This is a genomic window from Trueperella bernardiae (assembly GCF_001469025.1).
GTDB classification, from domain to species: Bacteria; Actinomycetota; Actinomycetes; order Actinomycetales; family Actinomycetaceae; genus Trueperella; species Trueperella bernardiae.
The window spans coordinates 85960-101149 of record NZ_LNIZ01000008.1 but is presented as its reverse complement, the minus strand read 5'-3'; the positions used below and the strand labels follow the sequence as shown (position 1 = coordinate 101149).

Annotated in this window: 14 protein-coding genes, 1 tRNA gene, 1 pseudogene and 1 riboswitch; of the genes and pseudogenes, 12 read left to right on the top strand and 4 right to left on the bottom strand. The window is 62.0% G+C overall.

Going from position 1 to position 15190, the window contains the following annotated elements; translation table 11 throughout:
• Positions 1–168: 168 nt before the first annotated feature.
• The 4 genes and pseudogenes from AQZ59_RS07845 to AQZ59_RS07830 all read left to right on the top strand — a co-directional run.
• Positions 169–900: pseudogene (locus AQZ59_RS07845) on the top strand (N-acetylmuramoyl-L-alanine amidase); the annotation flags it as partial.
• A gap of 512 nt (positions 901–1412) precedes the next feature.
• Positions 1413–1622: a hypothetical protein gene (locus AQZ59_RS07840; protein ID WP_062614106.1), complete on the top strand. Its 210-nt coding sequence runs from the start codon at positions 1413–1415 to the stop codon at positions 1620–1622.
• 46 nt (positions 1623–1668) lie between these two features.
• Positions 1669–2919 carry a recombinase family protein gene (locus tag AQZ59_RS07835; RefSeq protein WP_062614105.1) on the top strand — a complete coding sequence of 417 codons (1251 nt, stop codon included), beginning with the start codon at positions 1669–1671 and terminating at the stop codon, positions 2917–2919.
• Positions 2916–4487 (top strand): recombinase family protein, encoded by a 1572-nt coding sequence (locus AQZ59_RS07830; RefSeq protein ID WP_062614104.1) that lies wholly within the window; start codon positions 2916–2918, stop codon positions 4485–4487. Before AQZ59_RS07835 ends, AQZ59_RS07830 begins: the two co-directional genes overlap by 4 nt.
• Positions 4488–4535: 48 nt before the next feature.
• Here AQZ59_RS07830 and AQZ59_RS07825 read toward each other — a convergent pair whose 3' ends face one another.
• The 4 genes from AQZ59_RS07825 to AQZ59_RS07810 form a co-directional block, all read right to left on the bottom strand.
• Positions 4536–5165 carry an ABC-2 transporter permease gene (locus AQZ59_RS07825; protein WP_236698696.1) on the bottom strand — a complete coding sequence of 210 codons (630 nt, stop codon included), beginning with the start codon at positions 5163–5165 and terminating at the stop codon, positions 4536–4538.
• Positions 5162–6007: an ABC transporter ATP-binding protein gene (locus AQZ59_RS07820; protein WP_022866588.1), complete on the bottom strand. Its 846-nt coding sequence runs from the start codon at positions 6005–6007 to the stop codon at positions 5162–5164. Before AQZ59_RS07820 ends, AQZ59_RS07825 begins: the two co-directional genes overlap by 4 nt.
• The gene (locus AQZ59_RS07815) at positions 5994–6377 is read right to left on the bottom strand and encodes a GntR family transcriptional regulator (RefSeq protein WP_026420983.1); all 384 of its coding nucleotides are present in this window, start codon (positions 6375–6377) and stop codon (positions 5994–5996) included. The genes AQZ59_RS07820 and AQZ59_RS07815 overlap by 14 nt, the downstream gene beginning before the upstream one ends.
• A gap of 236 nt (positions 6378–6613) precedes the next feature.
• Positions 6614–6687, bottom strand: a tRNA-Gly gene (locus AQZ59_RS07810).
• Between the two features lie 199 nt (positions 6688–6886).
• Between AQZ59_RS07810 and dcd the strand changes: the two genes are divergently transcribed.
• The 8 genes from dcd to AQZ59_RS07765 all read left to right on the top strand — a co-directional run bounded on the left by dcd (position 6887) and on the right by AQZ59_RS07765 (position 14854).
• Complete coding sequence (gene dcd, locus AQZ59_RS07800; RefSeq protein WP_062614102.1) at positions 6887–7477, top strand: dCTP deaminase; 591 nt, start codon at positions 6887–6889, stop codon at positions 7475–7477.
• 177 nt (positions 7478–7654) lie between these two features.
• Entirely contained in the window at positions 7655–10921 is a 3267-nt protein-coding gene (locus AQZ59_RS07795; protein WP_070808066.1) for a Na+/H+ antiporter subunit A, read from the top strand.
• Positions 10918–11445, top strand: a complete 528-nt coding sequence (locus tag AQZ59_RS07790) for a Na(+)/H(+) antiporter subunit C (RefSeq protein ID WP_062614101.1) — start codon at positions 10918–10920, stop codon at positions 11443–11445. The genes AQZ59_RS07795 and AQZ59_RS07790 overlap by 4 nt, the downstream gene beginning before the upstream one ends.
• Positions 11442–13022, top strand: coding sequence for a Na+/H+ antiporter subunit D (locus tag AQZ59_RS07785; RefSeq protein WP_062614100.1), 1581 nt, complete (start codon positions 11442–11444; stop codon positions 13020–13022). The genes AQZ59_RS07790 and AQZ59_RS07785 overlap by 4 nt, the downstream gene beginning before the upstream one ends.
• Positions 13015–13680, top strand: a complete 666-nt coding sequence (locus AQZ59_RS07780; RefSeq protein WP_062614099.1) for a Na+/H+ antiporter subunit E — start codon at positions 13015–13017, stop codon at positions 13678–13680. The genes AQZ59_RS07785 and AQZ59_RS07780 overlap by 8 nt, the downstream gene beginning before the upstream one ends.
• Positions 13677–14114, top strand: a complete 438-nt coding sequence (locus tag AQZ59_RS07775; protein WP_082661232.1) for a monovalent cation/H+ antiporter complex subunit F — start codon at positions 13677–13679, stop codon at positions 14112–14114. The genes AQZ59_RS07780 and AQZ59_RS07775 overlap by 4 nt, the downstream gene beginning before the upstream one ends.
• Positions 14111–14470 (top strand): monovalent cation/H(+) antiporter subunit G, encoded by a 360-nt coding sequence (gene mnhG, locus AQZ59_RS07770; protein ID WP_068538540.1) that lies wholly within the window; start codon positions 14111–14113, stop codon positions 14468–14470. Before AQZ59_RS07775 ends, mnhG begins: the two co-directional genes overlap by 4 nt.
• A gap of 144 nt (positions 14471–14614) precedes the next feature.
• Complete coding sequence (locus tag AQZ59_RS07765; protein WP_062614097.1) at positions 14615–14854, top strand: DUF4235 domain-containing protein; 240 nt, start codon at positions 14615–14617, stop codon at positions 14852–14854.
• A gap of 211 nt (positions 14855–15065) precedes the next feature.
• Positions 15066–15166, top strand: a riboswitch (TPP riboswitch).
• Positions 15167–15190: the final 24 nt, after the last annotated feature.

Here is a 15190-nt window from a genome sequence, read left to right as displayed (position 1 = left end):
CAACGCTCGCAATCGAGGTCTGTTGATCAATCACAATCGAGGCCGCATCCCGCCGAAACTCCGGCGTATACGACTTCCTCGTCTTCTTCTCACTCACGAGTCTTCCAACACCCTTCCCAGCCAGACAAGCCAGCCTCATCAAGTGTCAACAAACACAGGGTAACCCCAATCGATAAGGTCATCATCCACCACAACGCCGGAAACCTCACCATCAGGGGCTGCTACGACGTGTGGCAAACCCGTCCAGCTTCCGCCCACTACCAAGTCCAAACCGACGGCACAATCGGCCAGCTCGTATGGGATCGCGACACCGCCTGGCATGCAGGCAACTTCGCCGTCAACACCACCAGTATCGGCATCGAGCATGCGGATGTGTCCTCGAACCCATGGGCAGTATCCGAGGCGTGCCTCGATAACGGAGCACACCTCGTGGCCGCGATCTGCAAGTTCTACGGCCTTGGCCGCCCGGCCTGGGGCAAGAACGTGTTCGGACACAAAGACTTCTCCGCGACCGCTTGCCCAGCGTCTCTTGCTGGTTCCCAGCATGCCGCCTACATGTCCCGCGCACAGTCTTGGTATGACCAGATGAGCGGTAGCGCACCAGCACCCGCTCCTGCAGCACCGAACATCGACGCATTGGCTGACGCTGTCATTCGCGGTGATTACGGGAACGGGGAGGAGCGTAAGCTCCGCCTCGGAGCCAACTACGCCGCTGTCCAGCAGCGAGTGAACGAGAAGCTCTCTGGCAACACGCCGACGAAGCCAGCAGGGCCCAACATCGACGCGCTTGCCGACGCCGTGATCCGTGGCGACTATGGCAATGGTGAGGAGCGTAAGCGCCGCTTGGGCAACCTCTACGCCGCTGTTCAGGCGCGCGTGAATGCCAAGCTCGGCTACTAACCCCACGTTGCTCCGGCGAAACTTAGCCCCGCTGCTACCCGTCATGGGTGGTGGCGGGGCTTTTCGTCGTTTCATGGATGGATTTAACAATCGGGGGTTTGTCGGCAGTGAGGTGAAGGGAGTGACCCCACTGTGAATGATCTTGATGAACAACGTATCCGCAACCTGCGCACGGCGGGCTGGGGGTATAAAGCGATTGCCGAGTTTTGCGCCCTGACTCGTGACCAGGTCCGCTCGTACTGCACAACCCGAAACCTTGACGCCGCTCCGGTGATGGCCTGGCAGGTATGCCACTGGTGTGCCAGCCCTATACAGGGAGGGGCTCGGGCTCGGTTTTGCTCGCCCGCCTGCAGGCATAAAGCGTGGCGGCATCGACAGAAAACCGAGCCTGTGCGCGAGCAGACCTGTACGCACTGCGGACGCCGCTTCGCGATCGTGGACAAACCAGGTCAAAAGTTTTGCTGTCACGCCTGCTATGTACGTGCTCGCTTCGGCACGCGTGGCGGACGACCATGAACACGCTCGCCGCTCCTGTTGATCAACTGGCCCAACCTGACGTGTTCGCCCGAGAACTCGCCTTCATCACGGACTCTCACACGTTGAGCGTGCTGGCGGGGCGGGGCGTGCTCACACCCGCAGAGTATCAGCGTGCTCACCGGTTGTTATGGAAGGCGTGGACGCCGATCTATCAACCACAGATTGTGGGCGAAACGACTGGATAAACACCGCCTTTAGAGCGTGTATAGACCTAACGCGAAAGGAGAAAACGTGGCACACATCAGTGTGGTGACACCGATGCGGCAGCCTGCCCCGAAACTGGTCAACGTGGCGGCATACGCGAGGGTCTCAACCAACGCCGTCGAGCAGTTAGCATCCCTATCGGCGCAAGTGTCGTATTATTCGCGCCTGATCCAGTCCACACCCGGATGGGCCTATGCGGGCGTGTTCACCGATGAGGGTATTACTGGCACGTCAACAAAATCCCGGCAAGGCCTGGCCGACCTGATGGACACAGCCAGGAGTGGGGGTGTCGATATTGTGTTGTGTAAATCAATCTCACGCCTGGCCCGCAACACAATCGACCTGCTCGCTACGGTCCGTGAGCTCAAAGACCTGGGCGTGGCCGTGCGATTCGAACGCGAACGCATCGACACGCTTAGCGCTGACGGGGAACTGCTGTTAACCTTGCTGGCCTCGTTCGCCCAAGAAGAATCACGCTCACTATCCCAGAACGTGAAATGGGCAATCCGGAACCGATACAAGAGCGGTGGCACGAACTCCTTCGTTGTCTATGGATACCAATGGGCAGACGGCCAGTTCACGATCGTCGAAGAAGAAGCCAAGATCGTGCGCTTACTGTTTGCCAATTATCTCGATGGGATCAGCCCGGAGAAAACCGCGACGATGCTCAATGCTGAAGGTAAACGCTCTCGAGGAGGGGGACGGTTCTACGGATCCGTGTTTCGTCGCATGCTCGAAAACGAGCGGTACAAGGGCTGCCAAATGCTACAGAAAATGTACCGCCCCACAATCCAAGCACCCACACGCTCCTTCAACGACGGGGAGATGCCGCGATACTGGGTCGAGCAAGCCCTCCCAGCGATCATTGATCAGGCGATGTTTGACACGGTGCAAGCAGAAATCGCGCACAGGCGTGAGGCGGGCCCGGCTGCCACCCCGTCAAAGAACACGGGCGTATTCACTGGGCGGATCTGCTGCGCGGCGTGCGGGAAGAACTATCAACGCAAAACCCGCACCTACAAGTCTGGAACCTCATACAAGTTCTGGCGCTGCTGGAGTGCCTGCACCGGGAACGGCAACCCCTGTAGGGGGCACAACCTGCGCGAAACACTCCTCGAACAAGCCTGCGCAGACATGCTCGGCACCCAGGGTTTCGACCCCGTCCAGGTTGGCGAGCAGATCGTGATGATCGAGGCCTTCGAGCATCAGCTCACCTTCCACCTCGCGGATGGAACCATGACACCAGTGGGGTTAACCAGTGAGGGGAGGCTGGCATGAACCGCACCGTCACCGCGATACCCGCAACAAAGAAGCTTCGATCTGCCGCAGCCTCATCTGGCGCACCGGCACGCAGACGGGTCGCCGCCTACGCTCGCGTCTCTACCGAGATGGAAGAACAAACCTCCTCGTATGAGGCGCAAATCGACTACTACACCACCTATATTCGCTCACGTAATGATTGGCAGTTAGCAGGAATGTATTCCGATGAGGGCATCTCTGGCACCTCTATGAAACGTCGCGAAGGTTTCCAAACCATGATCGATGACGCCCTGGCAGGCAAAATCGATCTGATCCTCACCAAAAGCGTCTCCCGGTTCGCACGCAACACGGTCGACTCCTTGACCACAGTCAGGAAACTCAAAGAAGTGGGAGTGGAGGTGTACTTCGAAAAGGAAAATATTTACACCTTCGACGCCAAAGGCGAATTACTCATCACGATCATGTCGAGTCTGGCGCAAGAAGAATCCCGCTCGATCTCCGAGAACGTCACCTGGGGACATAGGAAGCGTTTTGCCGATGGAAAAATCATGGTGCCCTACAAATCCCTACTCGGATACAAGAAAGGCGAGGGTGGCAGCCTCGTCATCGATGAGACGCAGGCACCAACCGTCCGGCTGATCTACCAGCTGTTCCTTGACGGGATGGCGATCAGTGAGATTAAAACCGAGCTCGCTGCCCGCAAGATTCTCACCCCGCGTGGGAAAGAAGTGTGGTCAACCTCGACAGTGCGCTCCATCCTGTCCAACGAAAAATACAAAGGCGACGCCCTGCTTCAAAAGACGTTCACCATCGATTTCCTTACTAAGAAGATGAAAGTCAACGAAGGTGAAGTACCCCAATACTATGTATCAGGTAATCACGAGCCGATCATCGAACCGCGTATTTGGGATCAGGTGCAATACGAGCTCGCCACCAGACATGGCAACATTTCTTCAGCGAAGGTCGGCTTGTTCTCCACCCGGCTGAAATGTGCTCGGTGTGGGGCGTGGTATGGGCGTAAAACGTGGGCGTCGAACACGAAATACAAGTACACAGTCTGGCAATGCAACCACAAATACACAGACGAACATCCCTGCAGCAGCGCGACGGTGAAAGACGAGCAGATCAAGGATTCTTTCGTCCAAGCGCTCAACCAACTGATCGCTCGCCACCGGTACGAAAGCCACCTACCGCAGATACTTGGCGATATGTTCGATACGAGCCGTTTGGAAGAACAAGCCGCCGCCTGCCAGGCGAAAATCGTGGAGCTGACCGAGCAAATCGAGGCATTGATAGCGGAAAATCAACGCCACGCACTCGACCAGGACGCCTACCAAAACAAGTACACAGAGCTCGATACTGCCTACCGTAAGACGCTCGCACGCAAAGCGAGCCTAGAGGCAGATATTGCAGCGGACACCGCCAAGCACGCCGCCATCACCACAACCCTGAATGATCTGGCAGGGGAACCGGTGAGCGAGTTTCACCCCGCACAATGGAGCGCACTCATCGACCACGCCATCGTAGACGAGGATACGATCCGGTTCATTTTCAGAACCGGGAAAGAAATAACGGTGGGGCTTTGAAAAGAACGCAGGGCGCTAACATTGGATGCAAAACCGGGCTCTACTAACTTAGAATTCTTTGCCTGCCATGATCTTTCGACTTATCCATAGGGATACTGCGGTAAGTACGATCGTCACGGTCAGTAGTATTCCTGCGTTTGTGAGTGGGGGTAGGGTTATGGCTTTTGCTACCCATTGGAAGATTGCTTGTTTGTTGGAACCAACAAAGGACGATCCGGCGAATACCACGATGAATACGGCGACCAGAAAAAGCTTGGCTTTTTCTGGACCGAATTTGTAAAACAGCGGTAGCTGAATAATGGTTAAAAGCAAAGTGACCGCAAAGGCACAGCTGGCCACCAAAACGGTATTTTTCCAAGGCATCTCAACCATTAAATAGGCAAGAACACCTGTAACCGCGAAAGCCACTATCCCAAGAGCGAGTGTAATCAGAAAATTTAAATTAACGAGTTCGTTTCTACTGATAGGTCCGGCAAGAATCGTTCGGTTCACCTTGGATTCAGCATCACGAGCAAAGGTGGCCGTAAAATAAAGCATCCCAATCATGCCAAAAATAAACGGAAAGATGATCAACTGGTTTGCATAAATCCCCACAGCGCTGATCGCAACGAGCACCAGAGCTAGAACAGCTATATATGTACGATTGGCAATAAGGTCTTTATAAAATGCAGCTCTCACTGATCTTCTCCTTTAATCGTGTAGACCATGATGTCCTCAATCGTGGGTCTACCAGCTTGCACACCAGCAGGAACTGCCCCGGTGCGGACGATTACTTCTTGACCAAAATCATGACGGCGACGCCCTAACACTTGCGTGGAATCAAGCTGGTTTGCCTGCTCATTGGTCAACGCTACGATTCGCCAAGAATCTAAGAGCTCGTCTTTTTGTTCCATGAACTTCAACTTGCCCTCACGGATGAAAGCAACGTAGTCGGCGGCTTTTTCAATATCGGAAACGATGTGGGAGGAAAATAGAATCGAGTGGGTCGGATCTTCGATAAATTCGAGCATAATATCAAGCACCTGATCACGAATCACCGGATCTAAACCACTGGTGGCCTCATCAAAAATCAGTAAATCTGCTGCATGGGAAAGTGCCATCGCTAGTCCCAGCTTCATCCGCATACCGCGAGAGAGTTCACCAACTCGCTTAGACGAAGTAAGACGAAAACGCTGCTGGTAACTAGCGTATGTTTGCGCATCCCAACTCTTGTACAGGCGCTTGCCGAACTCGCCAGCATTCTTAACAGTAAAACTATCTGGCAGGCTAATATCGTCAAATACTACCCCCACTCGTTCATGCGCTTGTGGGTGATCTGCACCTGCAGGCTGCCCCAACAGGTTTATTGTCCCGGCATCGGGGTGAGCAAGACCTAAAATCAAACGCAGCGTAGTGGATTTACCGGCACCGTTCTCGCCCACGAAACCCACGATTGCCCCCTGGGGAACTTCAAGGTTGAGCGGACCGAGCGTGAATCCCGGATACTTTTTCACTAGTCCGTTGGTTTCAATCACATTCATCGGATCCTCCTAATAAATCAATCAGCTCTTTCAGATCAGAAACAGACAAGCCAGCAACCCGAGCCGAGGCGAGGGCGGATTTCAAATAGTCCTCGACTTTTTTACGCTGCTCTTCCTTGAGCAATTCAGTGTTTTTAGAAGCAACAAAGCTACCTCGCCCCTGTACGGAATCAATGAAACCCTCTAGCTCTAGCTCGTCATAGGCACGCTTAGTAGTAATCACTGACACGCGAAGCTGTGATGCCAAACGCCGGATCGACGGCAGCTTGTCGCCGGGCGCTACCTGATCGTTGATTATTGCCGCCTTGAGCTGATTCTTAATCTGAGCGTAAATCGGATCAGAACTTGCATTACTAACGATGATATCCACGAACACCTCCTAGTGTTTATAGTGTACATGAACACTAGGATGAATTAAGTAGAACACTCCACATTCAGAGAAACATTTCAAACGCCATTGCGCTCAACAGGAAAAAGGCAGGGTCAGTAGTATTTCCGCAAGTCAGAGCTAACGCGCTATACACTCGCTAACGGAAGGGATTTTCTTGACCCCCTTGGGGCATACCCGCTAACGCAAACGCCTACTTATCATTTTCGACGTCATAGTGGAGCGGGCGACGGGAATCGAACCCGCCTCTGCAGCTTGGGAAGCTGCCATTCTACCGATGAACTACGCCCGCGAGGGTGACCCCATCTTATCCATCCATCGCCTCCGACGCCAATCGGCCCATCCCCGTCTCCGCCTCCAAGCCCTCCGGTCGCGTTGCTACCGCCGCACGGGCCGATCCTGGACCGCAGACCGTCGCCCGCCCCAAGTCCGCGCCCACCCACTTGGTGAAATCCGCCGCCCGCCACCGCGGGCCGTGAAAGAATTGGGACATGCTTCTTTCTGATCGTGACATCCGGGCCTACGTCGCTGACGGGCGGATCGCCATCGACCCGTGGGATCCGGAGATGGTTCAGCCGTCGTCGGTGGACATCCACCTGGACCGCTTCTTCCGCCTCTTCGACAACCACAAGTACCCCATGATCGACCCGTCGCAAGCGCAGCCGGAGCTCACGCGCCTGGTGGAAGTCTCGGCGGACAGCAGCCTGGTCCTGCATCCGGGCGAGTTCGTGCTCGGCTCCACCTACGAGCAGATCACGCTTGCCGACGACGTCGCCGCCCGGCTCGAGGGCAAGTCGAGTTTGGGGCGACTCGGGTTGCTGACGCACTCGACGGCGGGGTTCATCGACCCGGGCTTTTCCGGTCACGTGACACTGGAGCTGTCGAACACGGCGACCATGCCGATCATGTTGCTGCCGGGGATGAAGGTGGGGCAGTTCTGTTTCTTCCAGCTGTCGTCGGCGGCGGAGGCTCCCTACGGTCAAGGGGCGAGGGGCTCGCGTTACCAGGGCCAGCGCGGCCCGACTGCCTCCCGCTCGGACCTGAATTTCCACAGGATCGACGTCTCGGACCACAACTTTTAAGGCCAGCCCAAGAGCGGGCCTGCTGCACCGGCGGGCGGGCTCACGCCCGCCCGCACCCGCTGCCCACATCCCTACTCCGGCTTTGCTCTCAGGCTGCACCGCGACATTTCTTATTTCTTTCTCTAGGATTAGTAGGGGAGAAAAGCACCTGTTCGTTGCCATGGTCTGGGGAGACGTATGCTGATTTTGTTGGCCGCTTTCGCGATGGGTGCGCTCGCGGCGCCCGCGATCATGAAGGCGGGCCGACGCGGCTACGTGTACCTCGCGGCGATTCCGGCGCTCTCTTTCGTCTACCTTGCCGCCCAGGGCCCGGCGGTGATGCGCGGTGACTTCCCGTCGGAGAATTACGCGTGGGTGCCGCAAGTGAGCCTGGAGTTGACCTTCCGCCTCGATCACCTCTCGTGGATGATGTCCCTGATCGTCACGGGCGTGGGTACAGCCGTCCTTTTCTATTGCGCCCGCTATTTTTCCGCCTCGGCCCACGGCATGGGCCGTTTCGCGGGGGTCTTCGTGGCGTTTGCGGGCGCGATGCTGGGCCTGGTCACCACCGACAACACGCTTGCCCTTTACCTTTTCTGGGAGCTGACCTCGGTCTTCTCCTTCCTCCTCATTGGCTTCCAGTTCGACAAGCAGGCATCGCGCCGCGCCGCGATGCAGGCGTTCATTGTGACCACTGCGGGCGGCCTCGCCATGCTCGCTGGCCTCATCACGCTGGGTAACATCCCGGGCGGCTCGTATGTGATCTCGGAGCTGGTGGCCTCCGCCAGCAGTGGCACCCTCGGCGTCGCGGCGATCGGCGCGGAGTCGACCCCGCACGCCGTCATCGTCGTCGCCGTCGCGGCAGTCCTCATCGGCGCGATGGCCAAATCCGCGATCATCCCCTTCCACTTCTGGCTTCCCGCCGCGATGGCCGCCCCCACGCCCACCTCCGCCTACCTGCACGCGGCGGCGATGGTGAAGGCCGGCGTCTACCTGGTGGCCCGCCTTGCCCCCGGCTTCTCCGACCTCGCGGCCTGGCGCTACATGATCCTTGCCGGCGGGATCGCCACCCTGGTCCTCGGCGGCTACCGCGCGCTCAAGCAGTACGACCTCAAGCTCGTCCTCGCCTTCGGCACTGTCTCCCAGCTGGGCCTCATCCTCCTCATGGTCGGCTACGGCACCCCGGCGATGCTGCTCGCGGGTCTCGGCATGCTGGTCGCCCACGCGATGTTCAAGTCCACGCTCTTCCTCGCGGTCGGCCAGGTCGACTGGGCCACCGGCACCCGCGACCTTCGCGAGCTCTCCGGGGTCGGCCGCCAGATGCCGGTCACGGCGTCGGCCGCCGCGCTCGCGGGCCTGTCGATGGCGGGCGTGCCCGGGTTCGCGGGCTTCGTGGCGAAGGAGGCCGCCCTCCACGCGCTCATCGGCGGCACCACTGCCGATACCCTCACCTGGCTCGCGATCGCCGCCGGCTCGATCTTCACGGTCGCCTACACCCTGCGCTTCTGGTGGGGCGCCTTCGCGGACAAGCCCGGCGCCCGCACCCCGGTCAAGCGCCGCTCGCCCATGCTTACCGCGCCCATCGTGGTCCTCTCCCTCGCCGGCCTCGTTTTCGGCCTGGCGGGCGGGCTTCTCGACGCCGTCTTCCAGCCCTACGTCCGCGCCCTCCCGGGAGATTCGGGCCACCTCGCGTCCTGGCCGGGGATCGGCGCGCCGTTCCTGGTCACGACCGTGATCCTCGCGGCCGGCGTCGTGCTGTTTGCTGCGCGCACCACGATCGAGCCGAGCCTTCGCGCCCACGACTTCCCCGTCTCAGCCGACCGGGTCTACCACAGGATCGTTTCCGGCCTGGAGGACCTGTCGGGCTCGGTCACGGCCTTCACCCAGCGTGGCTCGCTCCCGGCTTACCTTTCCACGATCTTCACCTTCACCGCTTTCGCGGTCCTGCTCGCCTTCAGTGTGGGCGACTGGCAGGGAAGCATCAGCTTGCGCCCGTACGACTCGGTGTCCCAGGCCCTGGTCGGCGTCGTGACAATCGTGGCCGCGATCCTCGGCGCCCGCGCCCGCCACCGCATGAAGGCCGTGCTGCTGATCGGCGCGTCGGGCTACGGGGTGGCCCTCCTCTACGAGCTCTACGGCGCGCCGGATCTTGCGCTTACCCAGGTGCTGGTGGAGACCATGTCGTTGGTGGTGTTCATCCTCGTGTTGCGCCGACTGCCCGCTTATTTCTCCCACCGCCCGCTGCGCTTTTCGCGCACGTGGCGCATCATCGTGGCCACCGCGTTCGGCGCGATGACGGCGGTCCTCGGCGTCGTCGCCGCCGGCGCCCGCATCCACACCCCGATCTCGGTAAACTTCCACGACGAGGCCTACACATACGGGTACGGCAAAAACATCGTCAACGTGACGCTTGTGGACATCCGCGCGTGGGACACCTTCAGCGAGATCGCCGTGGTAGTGGCCTGCGCGATCGGCATTTCCTCCCTCCTCTTTATCCGCGACCGCGGCGGGCGCATCGACCGCTTCCGCAACCTCCAAGCTCCGCGCACGAACGTGGCCGGCCAGCTCATCGCCCCCGCGCGCGACGACGCCGGCCCCACCTGGCGCCGGACCCGGGCACGAGTGATCGAGTCGTCGGTGGTGGCGCCGGCCCGCAACCGGCGTTGGCTGGTCGGCACGGACCAGGTGCCCTTCGGGCGCCGCTCGGTGATCTTAGAGGTGGGCACGCGCCTGGTCTTCCACACGATCGTGGCCGTGTCGGTCTTCTTCCTCTTCGCAGGCCACAACGCCCCCGGCGGCGGATTCGCGGGCGGCCTGCTCGCGGGCATCGCGCTGGTGCTGCGCTACGTGGCGGGCGGGCGCTACGAGCTGGGCGCGGCCGTCCCCCTCCACCCGGGTCACCTCATGGGCGCGGGCCTAGCCACCGCCGGCGTGGCCGCGCTGGTGCCAGTGGCGCTCGGCGGCACGATCCTACAGTCGGCGAAGATCGAGCTGATGCTCTGGGGTTTCGGTGACGTCAAAATCGCCACCGCGATCTTCTTCGACATCGGCGTCTACCTGGTGGTGGTCGGCCTCGTGCTCGACGTCTTGCGCTCCCTCGGCGCCGAAATCGACCGCCACGGCGAGGTCGAAGCCGCCGACGAGCCGCACTACCAGCTACGCCCCTCCGCCGATTCCCGCCGGGACACCTCCGACGCGGAGCAGGCCCGCTCCTACGACGCCGTCCCAGGCGTTGCGCCCGACGCGCCGATTCCCGCGGGTGCGCCGGTAGTGGCACCCGCGGCCCAGCCCACCACGGCCGGCCCAGCCCAATCTGCTGTGGCCCAGTATGCCCCGGCGCCTGGCCCCGCACACCCGCCCCACACAGAGAGCGAGTTCGACATCGACACCACGGGCCTGACCACCATCGCTTCCGACCCGGCCACCACCTCCACGGCCCTGACCGGACGGGAGGAAACCCGATGAGTTCCTCCCTTGCGCTCGCGATAGTGTCCGGCGTGCTCGTCGCCGTCGGTATTTATCTGGTGCTTGAGCGCTCCCTGTCGCGCATCGTGCTGGGCCTCGCGGCCCTCACCAACGGGGTCAATATCCTCATGCTCATCGCGGGCGGCCCCTCTGGCGCGCCGGCCATGGTGGGGGAGGCCGCGCAAGAAGACATGGCCGACCCGCTGGTCCAAGCCATGATGCTCACCGCGATCGTCATCTCCCTTGCCCTCACCGGCTTCCTCCTCGCGCTCGCTTACCGCTCCTGGCAGCTCAACGCCTCCGACGAGGTCCAAGACGACCTCGAGGATCGCCGCATCGCCGACCGCACCGAGGACGCCAAGTTCGAGGCCCGCACCGACAAGCCCGCCGACCTCGAGCTCGACGCCCCCGACATCCGCGACGAGACCGACGACGACCCGGCCTCTCCCGACGAGCCTGGCCCGGCCGTCGTCGACGCCGCCCCCGCGGCCCACCCCGGCCCTCACGAGGGGAGGCGCTCATGACCTGGGACTTCCTCGTGGCCCTGCCCGTGGTGCTGCCGTTGTTCGGCGCGGGCCTGTCGTTGGCGTTTGCCTCTGTGCGCCGCCTCCAGGGCATCCTCTCGGCCGGCATCCTTGGCATCGTGTGGCTGGTCGCAGGCACGCTACTGGTGATGTCCGCGTCGGGCCCGGTTGTGCTCGACGTCGCGAACTGGGCGGCCCCCGTCGGCATCTCGCTGGTGGCCGACCGCCTGAGCGCCATCATGCTCTTCACCTCGGTCACGGTCACGCTCACGGTTCTGCTGTATTCGCTGGCCCAGGGCGCGGCCGACGGCGACGACGCCGCCCCCATCGCGGTCTATCACCCCGCCTTTCTCCTGCTCTCGGCGGGCGTGTCGAACGCGTTCCTCAGCGGGGACCTGTTCAACATTTACGTGGGATTCGAGCTGCTACTGACGGCATCGTTTGTGCTCATCACCCTGGGCGGTACGCGCGACCGCATCCGTTCAGGCACGGTGTACGTGGTGGTCTCGCTCATTTCTTCGGTGGTCTTCCTCATTGCCATCGCGATGACGTACGCCGCGGCGGGCACGGTCAACCTCGCCCAGCTGGCGCTGCGCCTACCCGAGATCGACCCGGGCGTACGGATCGCGATCCAGGTGATGCTGCTGGTCGGTTTCGGTATCAAGGCGGCGGTCTTTCCGCTGTCGGCTTGGCTGCCCGACTCCTACCCCACCGCCCCCGCGCCTGTCACCGCCGTGTTCGCCGGCCTGCTCACGAAGGTGGGCGTGTATGCGATCATCCGCACCCAGACCCTCCTCTTCCCCTACAACCGGCTCACGCTGGTGATCGGCGTCGTCGCGATCCTCACGATGCTCATGGGCATCCTCGGCGCGGTGGCCCAGCAGGACATCAAGCGCCTGTTGTCCTTCACCCTCGTGTCCCACATCGGCTTCATGATCTGGGGCATCTCGCTGTACTCCGTGCACGGGCTGGGCGCCACGATCTACTACGCCGTCCACCACATCACCGTCCAGACCGCCCTGTTCCTGGTGGTGGGCCTGGTCGAACGACGCGGCGGCACCACCTCGCTCATCCGCCTCGGCTCGCTTGCCAAGCTCTCCCCGATCATCTCCGCGCTCTACATCGTGCCGGCCCTGAACCTGGCGGGCATCCCGCCGGGGTCGGGATTCTTCGGCAAGGTGGGGCTCATTCAGGCCTCCGTCGACCGCGGCGCGATCATCGACTGGGGGCTCATCATCACGGGCATCGTCTGCTCGCTGCTCACCCTCTACGCCGTGTCGCGCGCGTGGAACATGGCCTTCTGGCAGACCGCCCCCGAACCGCTCTCCGCCAAGCCGATCCCGTGGGGGATGACCGGCGCCGCCGGCGCGCTCGTGACGTTCTCGCTCATCATCTCCTTCTTCGCCGGCCCGATCTACAACTTCACCGAAGGCGCCGCCACCGAGCTCAAGGCCCGCTCGCCCTACATCGTGGCCGTCCTGCCCGAGGGCGGGCGCGGCAGCGGGGAGTCGAAGGTTCCCGAAGCCGTGAGGCAGCCCGCGCCCGCGAGCACCGAGGAAGGAGGTCGTCGTGGCTAACGACTACACGCCATCCGCGCGCGCCATTTACCGCGTCGCCCGCCGCCCTGGCCGCTTCCCGCATGCCTCGGTGGGCATGCTCGCCTGGCTGACTGCGGTGTGGGTGTTGCTGTGGGGCGAGTTCTCGGCGGGCAACGTACTGGCCGGCCTCATTGTGGCGCTCGGGATCACCACCGTTGCGCCCTTCCCCTACACGCCGTTCGACGGGCGGTCACGGCCCATCGCCGTCGTCGTGCTGGTCGCGCGCTTCCTCATCGACATCGTCATTTCCTCCGCGCAGATCGCCGCGTTCATCCTGCGCGGCAAGCACCCGCAGGCCGCGATCATTCGCGTCCACCTGCGCTCCCACTCCGACGTCTACCTCGCCACGATCGCCGGCATGACGGCGCTAGTGCCGGGTTCTGTGGTGGTCGAGGCGCACCGCGTGAGCGGCACGCTCTACGTCCACGTGTTCGACACCGAGCTGGCTGGCGGTGTGGAGGGCGTGCACCGCACCGTGCTCGAGCTCGAGGAACGGGTGCTGCGGGCTTTCGCTTCGCACGACGAGCTTGTCGACGCCGGCTACGTGCCCGGCCCCACCCGCCGCTACGGGCGCCTGCCCGTCCCCTACGCGCCGGCCACGGGTGAGCCGCGCGAGGTCCGGGAGGGGAGCTCATGACGTACGTTCTCGGATTCTGCATGGCGCTGCTATTTATCGCGTCGCTGCTGGTGCTCATGCGGATCTTCCGCGGGCCCACGGCCCTGGAGCGGATGGTGGCGCTTGACGTCATGACCTCGGTGGTCATCGGCGCGGTGGCCCTTCTCGCCGCGCTCACCCGCCGCGAGGACCTACTCGCCCTGTTCGTGGCCCTGGCCCTGGTCGGCTTCGTCGGCTCGACCACGCTCGCCCGCTTCATCACCCCCGGGGTGGCCAAGCGCTACCCCGAGCGCCGCGACGACGCCCGGCGGGGTGCCGCCCCGAACGCCCCCGGGCAGAGCGGCGTGGCTGGGCCGAGCGGCGTCGGTGGGCTGAATGACGTCGCGCAGGGCGCTACTGGGCGAAATGGCGCGGCTGACGGCTCGGGCGTCGTCGAAGAGGGGAGGCAGCCGTGAACTGGGCACAAATCGCCGACTGGGTGGGGATCACTCTCATCGTCACAGGCTCACTGTTTACCCTCATCGCCGCGATCGGAGTGTTCCGCTTCCGCGACCTGCTGGCGATCCAGCACGTGGCCACCAAGCCGCAGACGTTCTCGCTCATCATGCTGATGGTGGGGGTCTCGCTCATCGTGCGCAGTGCGACCATGACGTGGACGATGATGCTGGTGATCGGCTTCCAGCTGATTACGGCGCCGATCTCGGCGCACATGATGTCGCGGGCGGGGTATCGCACGGACCGGATCGACAAGAGCGCGCTGATCATCGACGAGCTCGGCGAGGACATGACTGTTGGCGACGACCACGGCTGAGTCCGCCGCCCGACGGATCTGGCTGCCGGATCTGACCGCAGGATCTGGTGGCTGGAATGGTCCTGGCCGCAGACAATTCCGCCTGCCCGGGCGAACGCGCTGGCCAGAGACTAAGATGAGACCAACTAGGTTTTTGGAGGAACAATGAACATCGGCTGGAAACTGATCACGGTCGGAATCGCTGGCGCGGCCGGCGCGGCGTCGAACTTGGTGGTCAACCAGGTGTGGGAGAAGGGACTGGGCAAGCAGCGTCCCACTGACGAGGCGGAGATGATGCAGATGCCGATGCGCGACGTCGTGGTCTTCACCGCCGTCACCGCCGTGGTGTCGGCCGTGGTGTCCACTGCGCTCAAGCGCAAAGCCGCGGAGTGGTACGGGGCGTAACGTTCCCCTTCTCGCGCCCTCGCCCTCTCGGGCCTTCGGACGCAGATGCTGCACTACTCGGCAAGATGCGCCACTACTCGGCAAGATGCGGCACTACTTTACCGTTATTTAGTGCCGCATCTGTCAGTTTAGTGCCGCATTTGCGATAGCAGGCGCCCGCGGGGGCGGCGCGGGCGTGGTCGACGTCGTCGTGGGCGATTTGGTACGGTAAGGCGTACGACAGGGGAGCGCACATGCGCTGAGAGTGCGGAAACGCAGACCCTCGAACCTGCTCCGGTTAGCACCGGCGAAGGAAGTCGAGCTCTCCCCGGGTGCGCCCGGGCCCTCCCGAACACA

Coding starts and splice junctions, on each gene's coding strand:
- AQZ59_RS07765 (WP_062614097.1), top strand. CDS start 14,615: ATGAACATCGGCTGGAAACTGATCACGGTCGGAATCGCTGGCGCGGCC.
- AQZ59_RS07790 (WP_062614101.1), top strand. CDS start 10,918: ATGAGTTCCTCCCTTGCGCTCGCGATAGTGTCCGGCGTGCTCGTCGCC.
- dcd (WP_062614102.1), top strand. CDS start 6,887: ATGCTTCTTTCTGATCGTGACATCCGGGCCTACGTCGCTGACGGGCGG.
- AQZ59_RS07820 (WP_022866588.1), bottom strand. CDS start 6,007: ATGAATGTGATTGAAACCAACGGACTAGTGAAAAAGTATCCGGGATTC.
- AQZ59_RS07830 (WP_062614104.1), top strand. CDS start 2,916: ATGAACCGCACCGTCACCGCGATACCCGCAACAAAGAAGCTTCGATCT.
- AQZ59_RS07785 (WP_062614100.1), top strand. CDS start 11,442: ATGACCTGGGACTTCCTCGTGGCCCTGCCCGTGGTGCTGCCGTTGTTC.
- AQZ59_RS07840 (WP_062614106.1), top strand. CDS start 1,413: ATGAACACGCTCGCCGCTCCTGTTGATCAACTGGCCCAACCTGACGTG.
- AQZ59_RS07775 (WP_082661232.1), top strand. CDS start 13,677: ATGACGTACGTTCTCGGATTCTGCATGGCGCTGCTATTTATCGCGTCG.
- AQZ59_RS07795 (WP_070808066.1), top strand. CDS start 7,655: ATGCTGATTTTGTTGGCCGCTTTCGCGATGGGTGCGCTCGCGGCGCCC.